Annotated in this window: 10 protein-coding genes, 1 tRNA gene and 1 CRISPR repeat array; of the genes, 2 read left to right on the top strand and 9 right to left on the bottom strand. The window is 42.4% G+C overall.

What is annotated here, in order from left to right; genetic code table 11:
- Window positions 1-485 precede the first annotated feature (485 nt).
- Window positions 486-562 (bottom strand) — tRNA-Pro (locus SALPA_RS19460).
- A gap of 355 nt (window positions 563-917) precedes the next feature.
- Here SALPA_RS19460 and SALPA_RS19455 point away from each other — a divergent pair.
- Window positions 918-2,333, top strand: a complete 1,416-nt coding sequence (locus tag SALPA_RS19455; RefSeq protein ID WP_145097776.1) for a cytosine permease — start codon at window positions 918-920, stop codon at window positions 2,331-2,333.
- A complete protein-coding gene (locus SALPA_RS19450) occupies window positions 2,323-3,603 on the top strand; it encodes a cytosine deaminase (protein ID WP_145097773.1) in 1,281 nt (426 codons plus the stop codon). Before SALPA_RS19455 ends, SALPA_RS19450 begins: the two co-directional genes overlap by 11 nt.
- Before the next feature lie 272 nt (window positions 3,604-3,875).
- Here SALPA_RS19450 and eis read toward each other — a convergent pair whose 3' ends face one another.
- The 8 genes from eis to SALPA_RS19410 all read right to left on the bottom strand — a co-directional run bounded on the left by eis (window position 3,876) and on the right by SALPA_RS19410 (window position 12,952).
- Complete coding sequence (gene eis / locus SALPA_RS19445) at window positions 3,876-5,087, bottom strand: enhanced intracellular survival protein Eis (RefSeq protein ID WP_145097770.1); 1,212 nt, start codon at window positions 5,085-5,087, stop codon at window positions 3,876-3,878.
- 96 nt (window positions 5,088-5,183) lie between these two features.
- Complete coding sequence (locus SALPA_RS19440) at window positions 5,184-5,603, bottom strand: nucleotidyltransferase domain-containing protein (protein ID WP_145097767.1); 420 nt, start codon at window positions 5,601-5,603, stop codon at window positions 5,184-5,186.
- A 170-nt stretch (window positions 5,604-5,773) separates the two neighbouring features.
- Complete coding sequence (gene cas6, locus SALPA_RS19435; protein WP_145097764.1) at window positions 5,774-6,550, bottom strand: CRISPR-associated endoribonuclease Cas6; 777 nt, start codon at window positions 6,548-6,550, stop codon at window positions 5,774-5,776.
- A 176-nt stretch (window positions 6,551-6,726) separates the two neighbouring features.
- Window positions 6,727-7,716: a bile acid:sodium symporter family protein gene (locus SALPA_RS19430; protein WP_145097761.1), complete on the bottom strand. Its 990-nt coding sequence runs from the start codon at window positions 7,714-7,716 to the stop codon at window positions 6,727-6,729.
- Between the two features lie 87 nt (window positions 7,717-7,803).
- Window positions 7,804-8,508 (bottom strand): RraA family protein, encoded by a 705-nt coding sequence (locus SALPA_RS19425; RefSeq protein ID WP_145097758.1) that lies wholly within the window; start codon window positions 8,506-8,508, stop codon window positions 7,804-7,806.
- A 39-nt stretch (window positions 8,509-8,547) separates the two neighbouring features.
- A complete protein-coding gene (locus tag SALPA_RS19420) occupies window positions 8,548-10,497 on the bottom strand; it encodes a methyl-accepting chemotaxis protein (RefSeq protein WP_145097755.1) in 1,950 nt (649 codons plus the stop codon).
- Window positions 10,498-10,795: 298 nt separating this feature from the next.
- Window positions 10,796-10,981: a hypothetical protein gene (locus SALPA_RS19415; protein WP_145097752.1), complete on the bottom strand. Its 186-nt coding sequence runs from the start codon at window positions 10,979-10,981 to the stop codon at window positions 10,796-10,798.
- Between the two features lie 588 nt (window positions 10,982-11,569).
- Window positions 11,570-12,952 (bottom strand): right-handed parallel beta-helix repeat-containing protein, encoded by a 1,383-nt coding sequence (locus tag SALPA_RS19410; RefSeq protein WP_145097749.1) that lies wholly within the window; start codon window positions 12,950-12,952, stop codon window positions 11,570-11,572.
- 491 nt (window positions 12,953-13,443) lie between these two features.
- Window positions 13,444-17,714: a CRISPR direct-repeat array (repeat unit 30 nt; unit sequence GTTCCAATTCCTCATAGGTAGGCTAATAAC).
- Window positions 17,715-17,820: the final 106 nt, after the last annotated feature.

Genomic DNA, 17,820 nt, shown 5'->3' with positions numbered 1-17,820 from the left:
TAACTCCCCGTTCGACTTGCATGTGTTAGGCACGCCGCCAGCGTTCGTCCTGAGCCAGGATCAAACTCTCCAATAAAGTTTGCCGTCTATGAGCTTACAAACTTAAATACCATTGATTGTCTTAATTAAAGTAGACAAACTACATTAATAGACGCACCAGGCACAAGTTCAAAGTCACAGAGTGACTACATTATATGAAGCCATTTGTTGGCTCTATAAATCAAATTAAGAAATTGTTTTTGGTTTTGTATGTCGCAAGCGACATACAACCGCACATCTGGCTTTTATGATGCATTACTTACACTGTTCAGTTTTCAAGGAGCATGTTTCATCATTGCTTAACGACGGAATAACATCATAACATTTAGATTTCGTTATGTCAACACATTTATTTGTGTTAATTATTTCCGGCGCTTGCAGCGACTTATATAGAATATCATGAACATTAGCATTATGTCAAATGTTACTTTTGGGTTTGTTGTTACTGGTCGGAGCGGCAGGATTCGAACCTGCGACCCCCTGGTCCCAAGCCAGGTACTCTACCAAACTGAGCCACGCCCCGAGTTAAGTGTATTAATCTATGATATTCTTCAGGGTTATAAGTATACCAGCTACCTTAATTACTGTCAACATCGAGTTTCCGATAATTTATAGCAAACACCTAATAAACCAAGATGAAAACTGCCTTTTCACTTTTCAATATTGACAGCCCTAGCCAATTTGTGCTTTAATAAATTTAATTACTGGTACCTTGAAAAGCAGTCCTGTGAGACTGACAAGGTAGACGACATTTAGTGGGCAATAGCATCATATTTTATACTGTTGCCAGTTGGTCTACAGGCTTCTTGTCAGTTTTTCTGATAAGAAGCCTTTTTTATTTGGGTATCGGTACAAAAAATATACTGGAGGAGTTCCATATGGACAAAAACAACAACCATACTTCGCGGGAATTTAGCGCAGTCGAAAGCGTACCCGCAAATGCACGCTCGCTAGCTTTCTGGGACATGGTTGCCACCTGGATTGGTGCTAACGCCAACAACGGCACTTGGTATGTTGGCGGCGTCGTAGCCGGTACTGCATTTGCCGGCTCAGTCTGCATCACGCTAATTGCTAATCCAATCGCTTATATGATTATGGCTCTTATTGGTTTTATTGGATTTAAGGTTGGCACTTCAACAATGGCTCTCACCAGAGCATCTTTCGGTGTTCGCGGCAGTTATCTGCCTTCCTTTCTAAACACGACCCAGTTTATTGGCTGGACTGCGGTAAACACCTTTATTGCTGCCATTTCAGTCAGTTTTATCTGTAAGGAATGGCTAGGTATGCCGGCCTTTGGTGAACCGGGCGGCAATACAACTATGCTCATTGGCATCGCCGTCATGAGCATCCTGCATCTGCTCTCAATTGCTACCGGTCATCGTTCAGTCAAAATAGTGGAACGGATTGGTGTATTCCTAGTATTGATTCTTGGTGTTTGGGAAACAATTGTCGTGCTCCAAAACATATCGCTGGAAGCTATTATGAACTGGCAGCCACCAGCCGACAAACGCATGCCTTTAGGTTCGGCAATGGATGTTATGGCTGCCTTTAGCCTCGGCTGGGTACCGGCCATTGCAGAATTTACTCGCTATGGCAAGACAAAAGCCACAGCAACTATTGCACCGATGATTGGTGCAAACTTAGCTTTATTCTGGTTTGCCTTTGTCGGCATCCTTGGCACCATTGGTATGGCAATAACCACTGGCGTCTATGACCCCAATCACTCTGACCCCAGTACGATTGTTAGCAAATTAGGATTAGGCAGCGTAGCACTCCTCGTCATTGTTATCACCAGTACCACTGCTAATGCTGTAAACCTTATGGCTGCTGGCATATCGCTTACTAATATAACAAAAAAACTCTCCCCGATCACCTCGCTCTGGCTGGTAACAGTTGTGGCCGCTGGGCTTACTGTCGTTCCCCTGTTTCTTTCCAGCTTCCTCCACTCTTTTATTCTCTTTCTGGATTATATCGGTATGGTCTTCGGCCCAATCTTCGCCATCTTAATTGTCGACTACTATTTCATCCATAACAAGAATTATGACCCGGCGGCTTTAGCTGAACGCCGTGGGAAATACTGGTACAGCAATGGCTTTAACAAAGTGGCACTCACCGTCTGGGTTACCGGCGTAATTGCCTTTCTCCTATTGCAAAAACAACCACTCTTTGTAAGCAGCATCGGCGCTACCTATCCAGTAATTGTGCTGACGGGTACACTTTATTATATTGCTGCCAAACTGCAGGCTGCCACTCATACTAGCAGCACAGCCAAGGAGGACGCCAATGCTTATTAAGAACGCCCGCCTGCGTGATCAGCCAGGATTGTGGCAGATTCAAATTGAAAATGGTACTATTCTTTCCATCTCCCCCAACAATAATGACCCAGCATTCTCTGGCAATATCCTGGACGCCGAAGATGGCTTGGTGATCCCACCGTTCATTGACCCACATGTTCATCTGGACACAACGTTGACAGCAGGACAGCCGCGCTGGAATGAAAGCGGCACTCTGTTTGAGGGCATTGAACGGTGGGCGGAAAGAAAACAGCTGCTATCGCCGCAAGATGTTAAAGAACGAGCGATAACCACCCTAAAATGGCAAGCCGCACAAGGGATTCAATATGTACGCAGCCATGTTGACATTACCGATCCTGCCTTAACCGCACTCAAAACGTTGCTTGAAGTAAAAGCCCAAATTGCGCCCTGGATGGAGCTGCAGCTAGTCGCGTTTCCACAAGAAGGTATACAGTCCTATCCTCAAGGAGCAGAACTGTTAGAAGAAGCGCTGCGTCTGGGAGCCGATGTTGTCGGCGGCATTCCTCATTATGAATTTACCCGCGAATACGGGGTCGACTCAGTCAACACAATATTTAAACTCGCTGCAAAATATGATCGGCTGATAGACATCCATTGTGACGAGATTGATGATGAGCAGTCTCGGTTCATAGAAGTAGTTGCGGCTGAAGCGTATCGCCATGGAATGGGCAACAAAGTAACAGCCAGTCACACCACAGCCATGCACTCCTACAACAATGCTTACACTTTCAAACTGTTTAATTTACTAAAGTTATCTGGCATCAACTTTGTTGCCAACCCGCTTGTCAATATTCATCTCCAGGGCAGGTTTGACACGTACCCTAAACGCCGCGGCATCACCCGCGTTAAAGAATTGTGGGAAGCAGGCATCAATATCTGCTTTGGCCATGATGATATTCTTGACCCTTGGTACCCGCTAGGTACAGGCAATATGCTCCAGGTACTCCACATGGGACTTCATGCCTGCCAATTAATGGGCTACAGTCAGCTTACTAAGGCATTAGACTTAATAACAGTCAATAGCGCCCGCACTCTTAACATCAGTGACCGGTATGGAATTACTGAAGGGAAACCCGCTAATTTGATCATCCTGCCTGCCGGCAACAGCTACGATGCACTTCGCCGTCAAGTACCAGTACGTTACTCACTACGCCAAGGCCAGATCATTGCTGAAACAAAGCCCAGCACTACAACCCTTCACTGGAATACTGAAAAACCGGAGACAATTTCCTTCAAAACTAACTCTTGACGTATATTGGTCTAGAAATCTATAGATTGTACCATAAAAATGAATATTAAGTAAAAAAAAATACCTCCTGCCATAGGCTGAACTATGACAGGAGGTATTTTTTTTTGCATGGGAAAAGGGTGTCAAGAATGTCCTTGAGTTTCCGATTGGAAGAATCAAGGACATTTTCAGTGTCAAACCACTAGGTAAAATGAAGTCAATACAGCTTACCCTCTGTTTTAGGGGCCAGCATACACGGCAGTTTACGCAAGGTCGTAATATAGGTTTTTCGCTCAAAAGTAATCCGAGAAATAGGGTGTCTGCTGTTCAATTGCATCCTCTAGCATATCCAACGTCTCCGGGCTACAGGAAATACGTCCAATCTTATGAAGATAATCAGGCCTCTTATACCCCATTAGCATTGTTGTCATAGTCTGGATATTGATCCTTGCGCTGCTGCGTTCCGCCGTGCGAAAAATCTCGCCTTTGCCATCAGGCTGGATACGCAGGGTAAATGTTCCCTGGTTCCATGAAAGCAGCGGGTCATCCAGTGTAAACTTCCATTCTCGCTCTCCTGTATCCGGCTTAAAGGGATATTGAGCAATGAACTGCTCCAAATCTACAATACGCGCCATATAATAGGGAGATATGGTTTCTTTGATAGCTGCGTCCTCCAACAAAAACGCCAGCGGCTCATCCGTATGGATATTGCCTATGACCTTTGAAATCATGGAAAAGTGTGCGCTGATAAAATTCCATAGTCCGCTGCGGGCTTCTTCATTGACGAATATGATATCCTTGATGTGGAAGATTTCGTTCGCTATCCAGTAAAGAACATAGCCATCCGGTTTTCTTTCGTCATTGTAATAAATAGCAGCCGTCAGGTCATCCAAATCCCACCGCCAATATTCATTCCAAGCCAAATCGCCTCGCAGCATGGCACCGTGGGTTTGACGGGCAAAACGCTCATATGTTTTTTTTACATCATCGCTTTCAATAGCGACCCGTTCCATCTCCCCGGAGACCTGCTTGTTTTTAGGTAACTGATAATCGTTCACTTCGAAGGTTATTTTATCGGAGATAATCTCCCAGCCCTTTCTGCGGTAGTAGGGAATGGAATAGGGATACAGATAGGAAATCGACTGCTTTTTCTCCCGCATATTCGCCAGTGCCTGATACAACAGCTTGTGCATCAATCCTTGACTTGAGTATTCCGGGAAGGTACCGACGCCGGTAAGCCCTCCCATGTCATAGGTACGATTGAAAATCCTGACCTGAAAGGGGTAAACCGCCACTTGAGACACCAGTTTATCCCTGTCAAACCATCCCAGGACATCGGCCTGCTCCAGAACAGGCGACTTGGCGTGAACAATGTCCCGTTCTTCCCAGCCGACCTTATGCAGATCATTATCGGTTACTTGGAAAACATACCGTAGCAGTTGATTGTACTGCTCCAGATGCTCCACACCGACCTTTTGCATTTTTAACTGTTTTTTTCGACTCATACTGTTCTCCTCGTCTTCAAACCTGTAATGGAAATAATTGTGTATTATTCAATTTCATTTTTATTATCCTTCCCGCAACAACTTCCTGATCGACCATTAATCACCACCACCTTTAACGCCGCATTTTTGTAAAAAGACCTTTGTCCGGTACGCTAATACCGGCTGAAAGTCAAAGTACTCTCGCCGCGATTTAACATCAAATTCTACCCGCCGGTTTCTATCTTTTTCAATAACTAGCTTTCCGGTTTTTCGTATCTGGTGTTGCAAAAACAGGGGGGCTGCCTCCATATCAATCACATCAACTCGTCGACCGGTAATCTCTTCGGCGCAGGACATAAGTTCCAATCGAAGGTCAAAACGCGTCTCAGCAGAAATTCCTTCTTGAAACAAAACTGCGATATCAATATCACTATGCTCTCGATTCGTTCCTTGGGCAACTGATCCGAATATCCAAATCGCGCTGATTTGATCATAGGCACATAAGTATTGATAGAGATTATTCAGTTTTTCCTGCATTGTTCATCAACTCCACATACTAATAAATTCAAAACACCTTCGGAGCCATCATTAGGTTTCAATTCCTTATAGGTAGACCAATAACTAAAAGTTAGTTATGTATTTTAATATAGCATAGTTTATCTACAAGAACTTGAAACATATAGCTAGACATGCTGTTAATTACCTGCCTATAGGACTTCCTCCAGAATCACGCCTCTACTAGATTGGTTTTGCCTTTGCAACTGCAAGCACCCCATACCCTGTGAATTTTTACTTCCCAAACCACAATCTACCGCGATTTGTAATAATTTCTGAGGTCCAGTCACTTGCAACAAACCGGAGTATCCTTTAATCACCGTTCCCTTGTACTGAAGCACACTCATTCTGACTACCCCTTTTGAACTGACTTTTACTCGCCCTACTGGGGCTTCGTGCCCATAAAAAGCTTTATATTTTTTTTGCAGATTGGCAGTAATGAGCGCATCATAACCAGGATCGCCCGGCTGAAAATAAACCGTATATTTCCGGCCATTGGGTCGCAGCACGGTAGAGTACATTACAACCGGCGATAACGTCTTCACAACCATGCTGTCATTTTTTACTTTAATTGACTGAGCACTTACACTTTCAACTGCAATGACATTAGCACCTAACCGTATTTCTCTCTGCTGCAATAAACCATCAGCCAACGACTCGACAAAAGCGCTTACTGGCGAAGTAATTATCAGTTGTAAGGTTTGCGGAAACAGTATCCTGCCAGAATGCCTGTCTATATTATAAAAACCGTTAAGCCGCGAAAAACAAAACAGCCTATATATACGGCCATTTACAATAAAACCTTGCTGATGCAGAAAAGATGCCATACCATTATCCATTACATTATATATGGCACTTTGGACAATATGGTTGTAATCAAGTGGTAAGTTCACTGTTTGTTGGGGTTTCATAACAATAGTAATATGCATATTTTTTATCCTTTTATAAATATTTTACGAAAAATTCGCCATAATCATGTATTTGCTACTTTTTGCCAAATACCTTCTTGCATAATCTGAAATTTCTTCAATACATTATAAAAGGAACTTGCAACAACTATTTTATCGTTGCAAGTTCCCTTTATTTAGCCTCTAACAGCACTGATTCATTCAACTCGAGCTGTTGCTCCTTGCGGGCTTATAGTCCTTTTATCATCAAGATATTTGAAGATAGTAGGAATCGTCGCCGCAATCGGCTGTTGGAATAACATAAGTAAAGCAATGGGAACCGCCACCGCTGGCGGGAAGTACGTAATTGCGATGACAAGCCCGCAAGTGGCATTGCGCATACCGACACTATATATCATGGCCATCGTAATATCACGGGAACGATTAGGCACGCATAAAGAACCTACATATCCCAGAGCGTAGGCGGACACAACCATAATCAACGCAACCGCTATCATTTGTATAATATCCCATGACAAGTGAATGGCGGGTGACACGAACGCACCGTTAAAAAATATTACAATAAACAATGCCAGTTTAGAAGTTAGTCCTCCGATACCTTTTGCAAAAGCAGCTGTTTTGCCGCCTGTCCAATCATAAAGCACCATTCCCAGTATACTCGGAATGGTCACCATCAACACCAGTTGGATAATCAAGGAGGTATAATTAATCATGACCGCCTGACCTACTATAATTTTATAGTAGGCTGGCAGCAACGCAGGAACAATAAGTGTATCAAGGGTAACTGCCACGAGAGATATTGATACATTACCCTGGGTAAGAGCTGTCCACATAACTGATGTAACGCCTACAGGAATAGCGGCCGCCACTAACAACCCCAGTTGCATTTCGGGCAAGTCTGCGTAAAGCAGATTGCCCAAAAACCAGGCCGTCAACGGCGTCATAATATGTATGAGCAGTATCACCCACAATGGAATCCATGGTTTACCCATCACCTGAATAAAGCTTTTCAAACTTGTACCAAGCGCAGTAACAAAAGTCATGTAAGCAAACAATACAACAAGGAAATAACGGACATACGGACTATCCGGAACGCTCATCAAAAATCCCAATATGAGCGCCGTTACGACCACTAAAAACATTCTTTTCCCCAACCAGTTGTTTATTGCAGCAATCTCTATCTTCATCACAATTCCCCCCTTCAAAAATTCATTTCTTTCAATGACCCTAATTAAACCACTCTACCCAATTCGGGGTTCTGAAGCCCTATAATCTCACTCGATGCTTGTTTTATGGTTTTGCTCAAATGGAAATACAACGCCCCGCTCTCGAAGAGCTTGGTCAACCCATGTGCGGTCCCACGCCATATTGGATATATCCTCCACAACTTTGTGTTCCATGCGAGATTTAGCCCTGGATTTTTCCAGCAAACTTTCGGCATCACGCGGGTTAATGACGACAATACCATCCTCGTCACCGACCAGGATATCTCCGGGATGAACAACAACTCCGCCACAAACGACAGAAACATTAAGCTCGCCCGGTCCGTCTTTGTAAGGCCCGGCTGGTGTAACCCCTGCCGCATAGATAGGCATACCCATTTTTTTTAGTGCTCCAATATCACGAATGGCGCCATCAATGATAAAGCCACCAATGCCCCTTTGCTTTGCCCATAAAGCCATTAATTCTCCCATAATGGAATTAGTCAAATCCCCTTGGGCATCAACTACCACAATATCGCCGGGTTGTGCAAGATCAAGTGCTTTGTGAAGCATAAGATTATCACCAGGACGTGACTTCACGGTAAAAGCCGGTCCAAGTAAAGGCACGTCATTGATGGGACGAATTTTTGCATCCATGCACGACATACGGTTCATATTGTCTGCTATATTGGCTACCGGAAGTCCTGCAAAACCATCAATTAAAGCTTTAGGCGGCCTACTGATATGCGGAAAAATACGCATTCCTACATTTGACATCACACATCACTCCATTCTTATCATTTTATTTACTGTTTACTATATTGAAAACTTATTAACCGCACTTTGCAGTTCATCAGCCGTTTCCACCAATGCTTGACTAGCCTTTTTTATTTCCTCTACAGAGGCAACTTGTTCTTGGGTGGCGGCTGAAACCTGCAGAGTCTGATTGGCGTTGCTTCGGCTCATATTGTCAATAGCCTTGATTGCAGTCTCGATTTTGGGGCTACTTGCTGCCATGTGCTCTATTGAGGCAGAAATACCCTGTATTTGCTCAGATACCTGATTGGTCATGGAAATAATTTCATTAAACGTCTGTCCAGCCTCGCTTACTATATCGGTTCCTAATTTGACCTCAGCGTTACCTTTGCTCATAGCTACAACCGCTTTATCGGTATCTGTCTGTATTTCACCAATAATGTGAGCAATTTGCTTAGTCGCACTTTCTGACTGTTCGGCTAGTTTTCGCACTTCATCGGCCACTACAGCAAAGCCGCGTCCCTGCTCACCAGCACGTGCCGCTTCTATCGCCGCATTTAACGCCAGTAAGTTAGTTTGATTTGCGATACCGGATATAGTGCTGATGATTTTACCAATTTCTGTAGAACGTTCAGCCAATTTCGTCACCACTTCGGCCGAGGTTGCGACGCTGGTTTCAATGTTGCGCATTTGAGCAACGGCATTTTCTATTGAGCTTCCGCCATTTGCAGCCAACTGCGCAGCTCCTTCTGATACCGCTGCAACAGTAGCGGAGTCCGAAACAATTTGTTGAATATCCGCAACAATCTGCGTGACAAGCACGGTAGTCTCATTGGCTAAATCGACCTGCTTTTCCGCACTATCGGCAATCACATCAATTGCGCTTGTCACTTGTTCAGCTGTAGCAGCTGATTGTTCTGCACCGGCGGTTAATTGCTGGGAAGCAGCAGAAACAACTTCAGCAGAAGTAGTAACGTGCCTAAGCAAATCTTTGAGCCCGACAACCATTGCATTGAAATTTTGCGCCAATTTGCCAATTTCGTCATTTCCTTTGTTAGTAATATTTACATTCAGATTCCCGTTTTTTATGGTTTCTGTCGCAGTTACCAATTGCGTGATGGGCTTGGTTAGCCGGTTAGAAAAAACAATACTAATAAAAATGACCACAGCCATCGTAATCGCCAGGACAATTAGATTGCTGATCAGCATTTCTTTAGTGACGGCATTATATTCTTCATAATCTTTTTCCATACAAATAGTCCAGTGTGTTTGTGGATCATAAATATAACTTACGAGTTTGCGAACACCATTTTCTCCCGCTATTTCTTCCGTACCGCTTTGCCCGGTAATCGCTTTCCGGACAAAGGGAATATGGCTCATATCTTTGGCCTCGGCTGATATGTTGTCATTCGGATGAACAATAATGTTCCCCTCCTGATCCAGTATGTACGCTGTGATACCATTGACTGATCGTTTCGTAACAAAGTCTTTAAAAGCATCAAGGTTCATTGCGGCCTGCAATACACCGACAATAGTTCCGTTATCTGAACGTACAGGTGTAGCGAGTATCACGATAGGCTTGCCGGTTGTCGTGCTTACAAGCCATTTTGAGGCAACTTCTTCCTTGCCGCTCATAGCCTCTTTATAAAACTCCCGGTCGGCTACTTTCCCCAGCTTAGTGTCATCACCTCTTACGACTTGGACACCGTTAGCATCAGAAAGTGCCATCCCGATATCGGTATATACTTTTTGAACGTCTGCAAGTTCTTGTTTAGCAGCCTGCAGATCGAAATTTTTTACGGGAGCGGTATGGGAAACCGCTTTAATAATCTCCATATGCTTGTTAATATAAGCCTGTGTCTCGGTTTTGAAAACTTCAGCTTTGCCAGCGTTAACCGCATAATAATCGGCCTCTAGTGGCTTGATAAATAAAAAATGCGAAATGAATATCGATATAAGTAAAGGAATTCCGCTAATGAGCATGAGTAAAATAATGATATTTTTTTTCATTGCTGTATTGCCTCCTATAGAAGTGTGATAAATAAAATAGGAATTTCTTTTTACCAATTGCTAACAATTCAAGTTTAGCATAGTACAGTAAAACATTTTTTAAGAGTATGTAAAAGTTTCTTTAAATTTGCCGCTCGATTACAACACAAAAAGGGGCTGTGGAAAACTTATCTCTAAGCTTTCCACAGCCCTCTACGACTCATTTATACCTGTTTAATAAGGCTATTTTTTCCTCTTGATAAAGTTGCCAAAGAGAAGCATCCCTACTATCCACCTGTGGTTTAGGGTTTGACTTTAACTAGCGGGTCTTTGCCTCCTGCTGCCTGAATAACAAAAATTCGTCCAATACCTCCCCAAATCTCTGGCTAGTGTCCGTTGTATCTTTCCCCTCTTGATACAGCCGATCAAGCTCTTCAGATAGTTTCCAAATTTCATTATATAGCTCAGTCTCTTGTTTCTTAACATCCAGGTTTCTGATATTCATAAATCAAAACCCACCCCTCCTTATTTTATCTGGAGGCCTCTATGCCCTCCTGTAATCACCCATGAATGGGAATTTTACAGGAGGAAATTAAAAAGGATCACATATGCAGGTTATTTCTACCCTACACATGCGATCCAAATCGATCTTTGCAACAGCATCAAGCTACAGGAAGCAACCTAAATAACAGAACCCGTCAGCGTGTCCTGCCAAACCTGTAACAAGATATGATACCATTGAATATTGCATGCAGTCGCACAGCCATCTGCCTTTCGCGCCAATCATTACACCCCAATTGTCAAAACTTGTAATTCAGCCAGCAACCGGGTATAATAAGATTGTCGTCGTGGACAGTTCGCTGTTACGTGTAGGTGTCCGTTCACCTGCTCGTGCCTATAGGTGCGCCAACACCTATGGGACACGGCGACTTTACTTTTTAATTTCCACCTATTACTAATATTAGTACTCTTTTACATAAATTGCAAGCGTATAAAGATAAAAAGATTGGTTTCCTTTTAAGAAACATAGCTTTTCCTTATACCAGGTTCAAAAATATTCACGTAGGCACACGCCCTAGGAAGTGGATACTTATTAAGGAACAAATGGTTCAATTTTACCACCATCAACGAAATAATGAGTTTCGCCCCTCAGCCAACTATTCTCAGTTTCGTTAGCATTATAATAAATGGTATGACCATTGGTTTTTATATTGCTGAGAGTTTGATCGGCATCGCTAAAAATCGTTACATAAGAATCATCAGTTACATCCCAAGAAGAATTAGCATCCATATTCAAAATAGCCTTTTTAGCAGTCTTATCTTTATTTATGGCCCCGCATAGCGTAGTATTTTGGGTAAGATTTACGGTAATCGTGCTGATACTGTTAGCAAGAATATCACCAGCAAGTTTTTGCCGAATTCCTGTAAAGATGAACTCGCCTCCATTAGCGTTTTCTTTCCCCCACCTATCACTTGTAACATTGATCAGCACGCCACTTGGGAAATTAAGCTTAGTATTTTCCAGTGTGGCCTCTGCCTGAGTATTAGTAACATAAAACATAGCCCCTGTCGCATTGCTTGTCAGCGTAGAATCTTTGGCATTAAACCGGGCAATTCCTGTATTTGCATCGCCAGAAAAACTTTGATACAGCATAACCCCATTTTTAACATTTCCTGTTAGAGATGTAGCATTTAGCGTAATGGAGTTTTTACCTTCTACAACCGCACATTCACTACCGGCAGCATTCCCAACACTATTATTGACCGTAATATTGCCGGTTGAATAAATACAAGGACTGCCCTCACCATCTGATGATAATATGGCGTTTGTTACCGTAACCGTTCCTTCCCCTCGATCCGTTGCAAGCGGAGCACTATGCGCTCCCTCTGTTGTAATATGAACATCATCAGCAATGATTGTTCCATTATATGTCGCATCAAGACCTCGGGAAGAATTACTTTGGGTATGAATTTTTACATTTTGAACGATAACTTTTGTTTGATCACCAGTAGCAAATATTGCATTAGAGCCTTCGCTATTGGAATAGATTTCACTATTCTTAATCGTTGCCGCGCTATTGCCGGTAGCTAAAAAGACTGCATTCTGCCCATTAAAGTTACTGCCATCACCGCTGGTGGTATCGCCACTTTTATTTAAAATCATACTTTCCAACGTCAATTGGGCTCCATTTTTTAAGAGAACTGTATTCTCATCACCCTCTGTTGCCACAATTGTTTTGCCAACTAATCTATCTTTTACACCGTCAAATACATAAGCCCCTTTGAATGTATTACTATTTTTTGTTGGCTGCATCCCTCCCGGCGGCGGCCCTTGCATAGCACCATCAAAAAACGGTGGCGGTTCTTGAACAGTCTGTTGAAAAGTTGTATCTGTCTGCGCATTACAGATAGAGAATCCAGTAGTCAATGAAATAATTAACCCTGTTGCCCATATCCGGCATGAATTTTTATTCATAATTCAATGCACTCCTTCTATAATTATCTTTATTTTGATGTTTATAGTATATTCTTTAAATCTTAGAATTTATTTTGAGTTTTACAGCAGTTTACTAACATCCCATATTCTACATGTCCATTTGTTAGGAAATATTATTATTCACGAGACATACCGCACAAAATAATAAAAAACTTTTAAGCGGAACCTCACACTTTGAGTTTCCGCTTTTTACTTTATCTGGCAACAGGTAAGCAGCACGATTCACTATTCCAAGTTTACAGATACGTTCAATAGGATACTGCTTTTTATCATGTAATATTTCACAGGGATGGTGGTACTGTCATTTCGAATTCTCCCACCAAAAAACACATGGCATCTTGTGATAATGGCCGTGTGTTTATTTTGATGATTGTACTCACAGTATTCATCCCTTTTAAAAACTAACTCCTTGTTTTTAAAAGGGAAGCAAAATGTTCGTCCCCTTGCTTCTTCAGTCAGCATCAAATCAGGTTTCAATTCCTCATAGGTAGGCTAATAACGCTAACGGAAGGCAATGCAGGCGAAGGATTAGAGCGTTTCAATTCCTTATAGGTAGGCTAATAACCTCCTGCACGGCTAGACCAAACACATTATAACTGGTGTTTCAATTCCTCATAGGTAGGCTAATAACTTTAGCCGCCTTTTCCACGCAGCTAGGGCAAAGTGGTTCCAATTCCTCGTAGGTAGGCTAATAACACGGCGTTTTTTTGTTGTTCCAATCCATGTTTGTCAATTCCAATTCCTCATAGGTAGGCTAATAACTAAGGCGAACGATGGCTTCATCAATGCCGCCATCACCGTTCCAATTCCTCATAGGTAGGCTAATAACGGGTTTTATCGCGGTACAGTGACCTTGATTGGACAAGTTCCAATTCCTCATAGGTAGGCTAATAACGTTAGTGTTGACGAGTTCAGCAACTAGCGCAGGAACAGGTTCCAATTCCTCATAGGTGGGCTAATAACGGTGCAGGCAATGTGGGGGACCGCGAAGCGGAAAGGGTTCCAATTCCTCATAGGTAGGCTAATAACCTAATAGCAACAGGCGTAGAGGGAGGCTATGATGCTGGTTCCAATTCCTCATAGGTAGGCTAATAACAGAGTGTGTTCCACCTTCAATGCACCCAACATAGGAAGTTCCAATTCCTCATAGGTAGGCTAATAACGGTTTTGCATGTGTGACCAGCGTAGACCCAGGATAGTTCCAATTCCTCATAGGTAGGCTAATAACTGACAGAAGAGGGGGTGAATAACGTGAAATGTATCATGTTCCAATTCCTCATAGGTAGGCTAATAACCAAGACTTTGCACCCCGGCATCCCTGAGATTTTCCAGTTCCAATTCCTCATAGGTAGGCTAATAACTGCGCGAAGGTCGGAACGCTCACGATATATAATCAAGTTCCAATTCCTCATAGGTAGGCTAATAACGAGCCGAAGGAATTGCCGAGTTTACCAGGGATTATGTGTTCCAATTCCTCATAGGTAGGCTAATAACGTTTATCCGTCTTCGCTTGCCATGCCTTTTGTAGTTCGTTCCAATTCCTCATAGGTAGGCTAATAACATGCGGTATTAATCCGCACCGTTCAAATACTTCTAAGTTCCAATTCCTCATAGGTAGGCTAATAACATCTGAATCTTGCGTGCCTTCATACTTTGCATTATCATGTTCCAATTCCTCATAGGTAGGCTAATAACTTCGTTTTTTCCCTGAATATTCGGATCATCGTAACTCTGTTCCAATTCCTCATAGGTAGGCTAATAACGTAGCCAGCGAAGCAATACTCATCCCTTTTTTATAGTTCCAATTCCTCATAGGTAGGCTAATAACATATTATTAAATCCAGCAGCATAACTACCGTAATCGCGTTCCAATTCCTCATAGGTAGGCTAATAACCACTTTTCTTTTGACCGTTTGTCGTTAGTTGATTCGAGTTCCAATTCCTCATAGGTAGGCTAATAACAGATGAAAAACCATTCGCTTGTGAGCTTACATCATGTTCCAATTCCTCATAGGTAGGCTAATAACGCGTAGCCGCCAATTTACTATTGTATTCGTCAACAAGTTCCAATTCCTCATAGGTAGGCTAATAACGCCGGGTTTTACGCGGCGGCTACTGCGTCTGCGAATTAGTTCCAATTCCTCATAGGTAGGCTAATAACCAAATCAATCTATTCTGCTTACCTTGATAGTATTACGTTCCAATTCCTCATAGGTAGGCTAATAACACTAAGCATGCTGGTGCATCAGTTTGGGTTAAAACAGTTCCAATTCCTCATAGGTAGGCTAATAACGGCTTTTTCGACCTTGTGAGCATCGGCAATAGACAAGTTCCAATTCCTCATAGGTAGGCTAATAACTTTGCTGTAATTTCCTGCTCGTATTGCGGGAACCCAGTTCCAATTCCTCATAGGTAGGCTAATAACTTATTGTGGCTGTCAAGGTTGGGATTAAATTTAAAAGTTCCAATTCCTCATAGGTAGGCTAATAACGGGACAAGGAGCGGGGAGGTGCTGCTGGATGAAAGCCAGTTCCAATTCCTCATAGGTAGGCTAATAACAGAGCGTATGCTTGACCACTTTGTAGCCAAAGATCCGTTCCAATTCCTCATAGGTAGGCTAATAACATATACTTATTTTGCGAATCAAACTGAAATTATTCCGTTCCAATTCCTCATAGGTAGGCTAATAACGTATTTAAGGTTTTCTCCTAACATACAACCACCTCTGTTCCAATTCCTCATAGGTAGGCTAATAACTTCTTACTATCGCAAGCCAGCCATAATTCTCTTATCTTGTTCCAATTCCTCATAGGTAGGCTAATAACTTCAATACCTTGTACTTGGTATTTGTCGATAAATCAGGTTCCAATTCCTCATAGGTAGGCTAATAACATCCTGTCTTTTTGGCATGTCCGAAACTATTTTTTAGTTCCAATTCCTCATAGGTAGGCTAATAACATGCACTTTTCGCCATGCGTTGCCATTCCAATGATAAGTTCCAATTCCTCATAGGTAGGCTAATAACTTTAATCATTCTCCTATATACGTATCAAGTATATCAGTTCCAATTCCTCATAGGTAGGCTAATAACAACTCCGATGGATCTATACCGGTATTTAGTTCCTAAGTTCCAATTCCTCATAGGTAGGCTAATAACGCAAAGCTATTTTAAAAGAAACTTTTGAGGAGGAAGTTCCAATTCCTCATAGGTAGGCTAATAACTAATAATGACGTGCTGGCAGTATTAAGCCAAACAAGTTCCAATTCCTCATAGGTAGGCTAATAACACAATAGGGGTGGTAGCGGGTGGCATGCAATGAACAGGTTCCAATTCCTCATAGGTAGGCTAATAACATCGGGTTTAAAGGTGGTCCGGCGTTCTGGTTTATGTTCCAATTCCTCATAGGTAGGCTAATAACCTGATCCTAGTGTCGGTATTGGGCGTAGTGAACCTGAGTTCCAATTCCTCATAGGTAGGCTAATAACGCGCCAACACCCGCTCATCAAGGCGGGCAGAACGCGTTCCAATTCCTCATAGGTAGGCTAATAACGCCCGGTTTTAATCGCCGCCGCCCTTGAAGTTCCAGTTCCAATTCCTCATAGGTAGGCTAATAACGGCCCTGCACGCTGCTGATATGATTGCAAATAATATGTTCCAATTCCTCATAGGTAGGCTAATAACCGTTTCGTATGCCATCCACTCAGTACCGATTGCCATGTTCCAATTCCTCATAGGTAGGCTAATAACTTTGTACACTATCTCTATTTGTAGCAATAGTATCAGTTCCAATTCCTCATAGGTAGGCTAATAACATCATCTTGCCTTACGAGGTGACGCAAATAAAAAGTGTTCCAATTCCTCATAGGTAGGCTAATAACGAATTTATTGTTTTCGTGTATCATTTATTGCCTCCGAGTTCCAATTCCTCATAGGTAGGCTAATAACGCAGCTTGTTTCTCATCGTCAAGCATAGTATTTATTTTGTTCCAATTCCTCATAGGTAGGCTAATAACAAAAGCTATGGATTCGTGTTATAGCAGGCGAACTTAGTTCCAATTCCTCATAGGTAGGCTAATAACGTTGGTCTTTACTGCCATGACGAGGGCCTTTAACCGGTTCCAATTCCTCATAGGTAGGCTAATAACATTTCAACGTTTTTCATGGTTGTCGCTCCTTATCCAGTTCCAATTCCTCATAGGTAGGCTAATAACCAGACCGGAGAACTGGGGATTTATGGGAGGGTAATTGTTCCAATTCCTCATAGGTAGGCTAATAACGATTCGCAACAAGATTGCCCGTTGTCTATTAATACAGTTCCAATTCCTCATAGGTAGGCTAATAACCTTTTTATTGCCTACTATACCACTGTGGGTGGAAAGTTCCAATTCCTCATAGGTAGGCTAATAACCATTCGAACACCGATGCAAAGGAAGCGGAATAAAATGTTCCAATTCCTCATAGGTAGGCTAATAACGATATTAATGCAAATAAAAGCTATTGAAACGATTTAGTTCCAATTCCTCATAGGTAGGCTAATAACCTGTCTGCGAAATCTCTATAAATTGTTGATTCTTTGGTTCCAATTCCTCATAGGTAGGCTAATAACACATATAGAAATGTCCTTTCCAAAAACACAAAATAGGTTCCAATTCCTCATAGGTAGGCTAATAACTTAACCGAAGGTTATCTGTCGCTTTGGACACCAACAAGGTTCCAATTCCTCATAGGTAGGCTAATAACCCGTTCTAAAAACAATAAAATCCAATTACCTCAAGGGCTAGCAACATTTAGCAGCAAATTCATCAAATAGTGTTTCTCGTATATTACTCCTACTCAAGCCCCTTAT

Source organism: Sporomusa sp. KB1 (genome assembly GCF_007830295.1).
In the GTDB taxonomy this organism is placed as follows: domain Bacteria; phylum Bacillota; class Negativicutes; order Sporomusales; family Sporomusaceae; genus Sporomusa.
The sequence above is the reverse complement of the archived record's forward strand: the minus strand, read 5'-3'. Positions and strand labels throughout refer to the sequence as shown.

Bases quoted from the DNA above. Each gene is read 5' to 3' on its own strand.
- SALPA_RS19455 (WP_145097776.1), top strand. From the start codon at position 918: ATGGACAAAAACAACAACCATACTTCGCGGGAATTTAGCGCAGTCGAA.
- SALPA_RS19450 (WP_145097773.1), top strand. From the start codon at position 2,323: ATGCTTATTAAGAACGCCCGCCTGCGTGATCAGCCAGGATTGTGGCAG.
- eis (WP_145097770.1), bottom strand. From the start codon at position 5,087: ATGAGTCGAAAAAAACAGTTAAAAATGCAAAAGGTCGGTGTGGAGCAT.
- SALPA_RS19440 (WP_145097767.1), bottom strand. From the start codon at position 5,603: ATGCAGGAAAAACTGAATAATCTCTATCAATACTTATGTGCCTATGAT.
- cas6 (WP_145097764.1), bottom strand. From the start codon at position 6,550: ATGCATATTACTATTGTTATGAAACCCCAACAAACAGTGAACTTACCA.
- SALPA_RS19430 (WP_145097761.1), bottom strand. From the start codon at position 7,716: ATGAAGATAGAGATTGCTGCAATAAACAACTGGTTGGGGAAAAGAATG.
- SALPA_RS19425 (WP_145097758.1), bottom strand. From the start codon at position 8,508: ATGTCAAATGTAGGAATGCGTATTTTTCCGCATATCAGTAGGCCGCCT.
- SALPA_RS19420 (WP_145097755.1), bottom strand. From the start codon at position 10,497: ATGAAAAAAAATATCATTATTTTACTCATGCTCATTAGCGGAATTCCT.
- SALPA_RS19415 (WP_145097752.1), bottom strand. From the start codon at position 10,981: ATGAATATCAGAAACCTGGATGTTAAGAAACAAGAGACTGAGCTATAT.
- SALPA_RS19410 (WP_145097749.1), bottom strand. From the start codon at position 12,952: ATGAATAAAAATTCATGCCGGATATGGGCAACAGGGTTAATTATTTCA.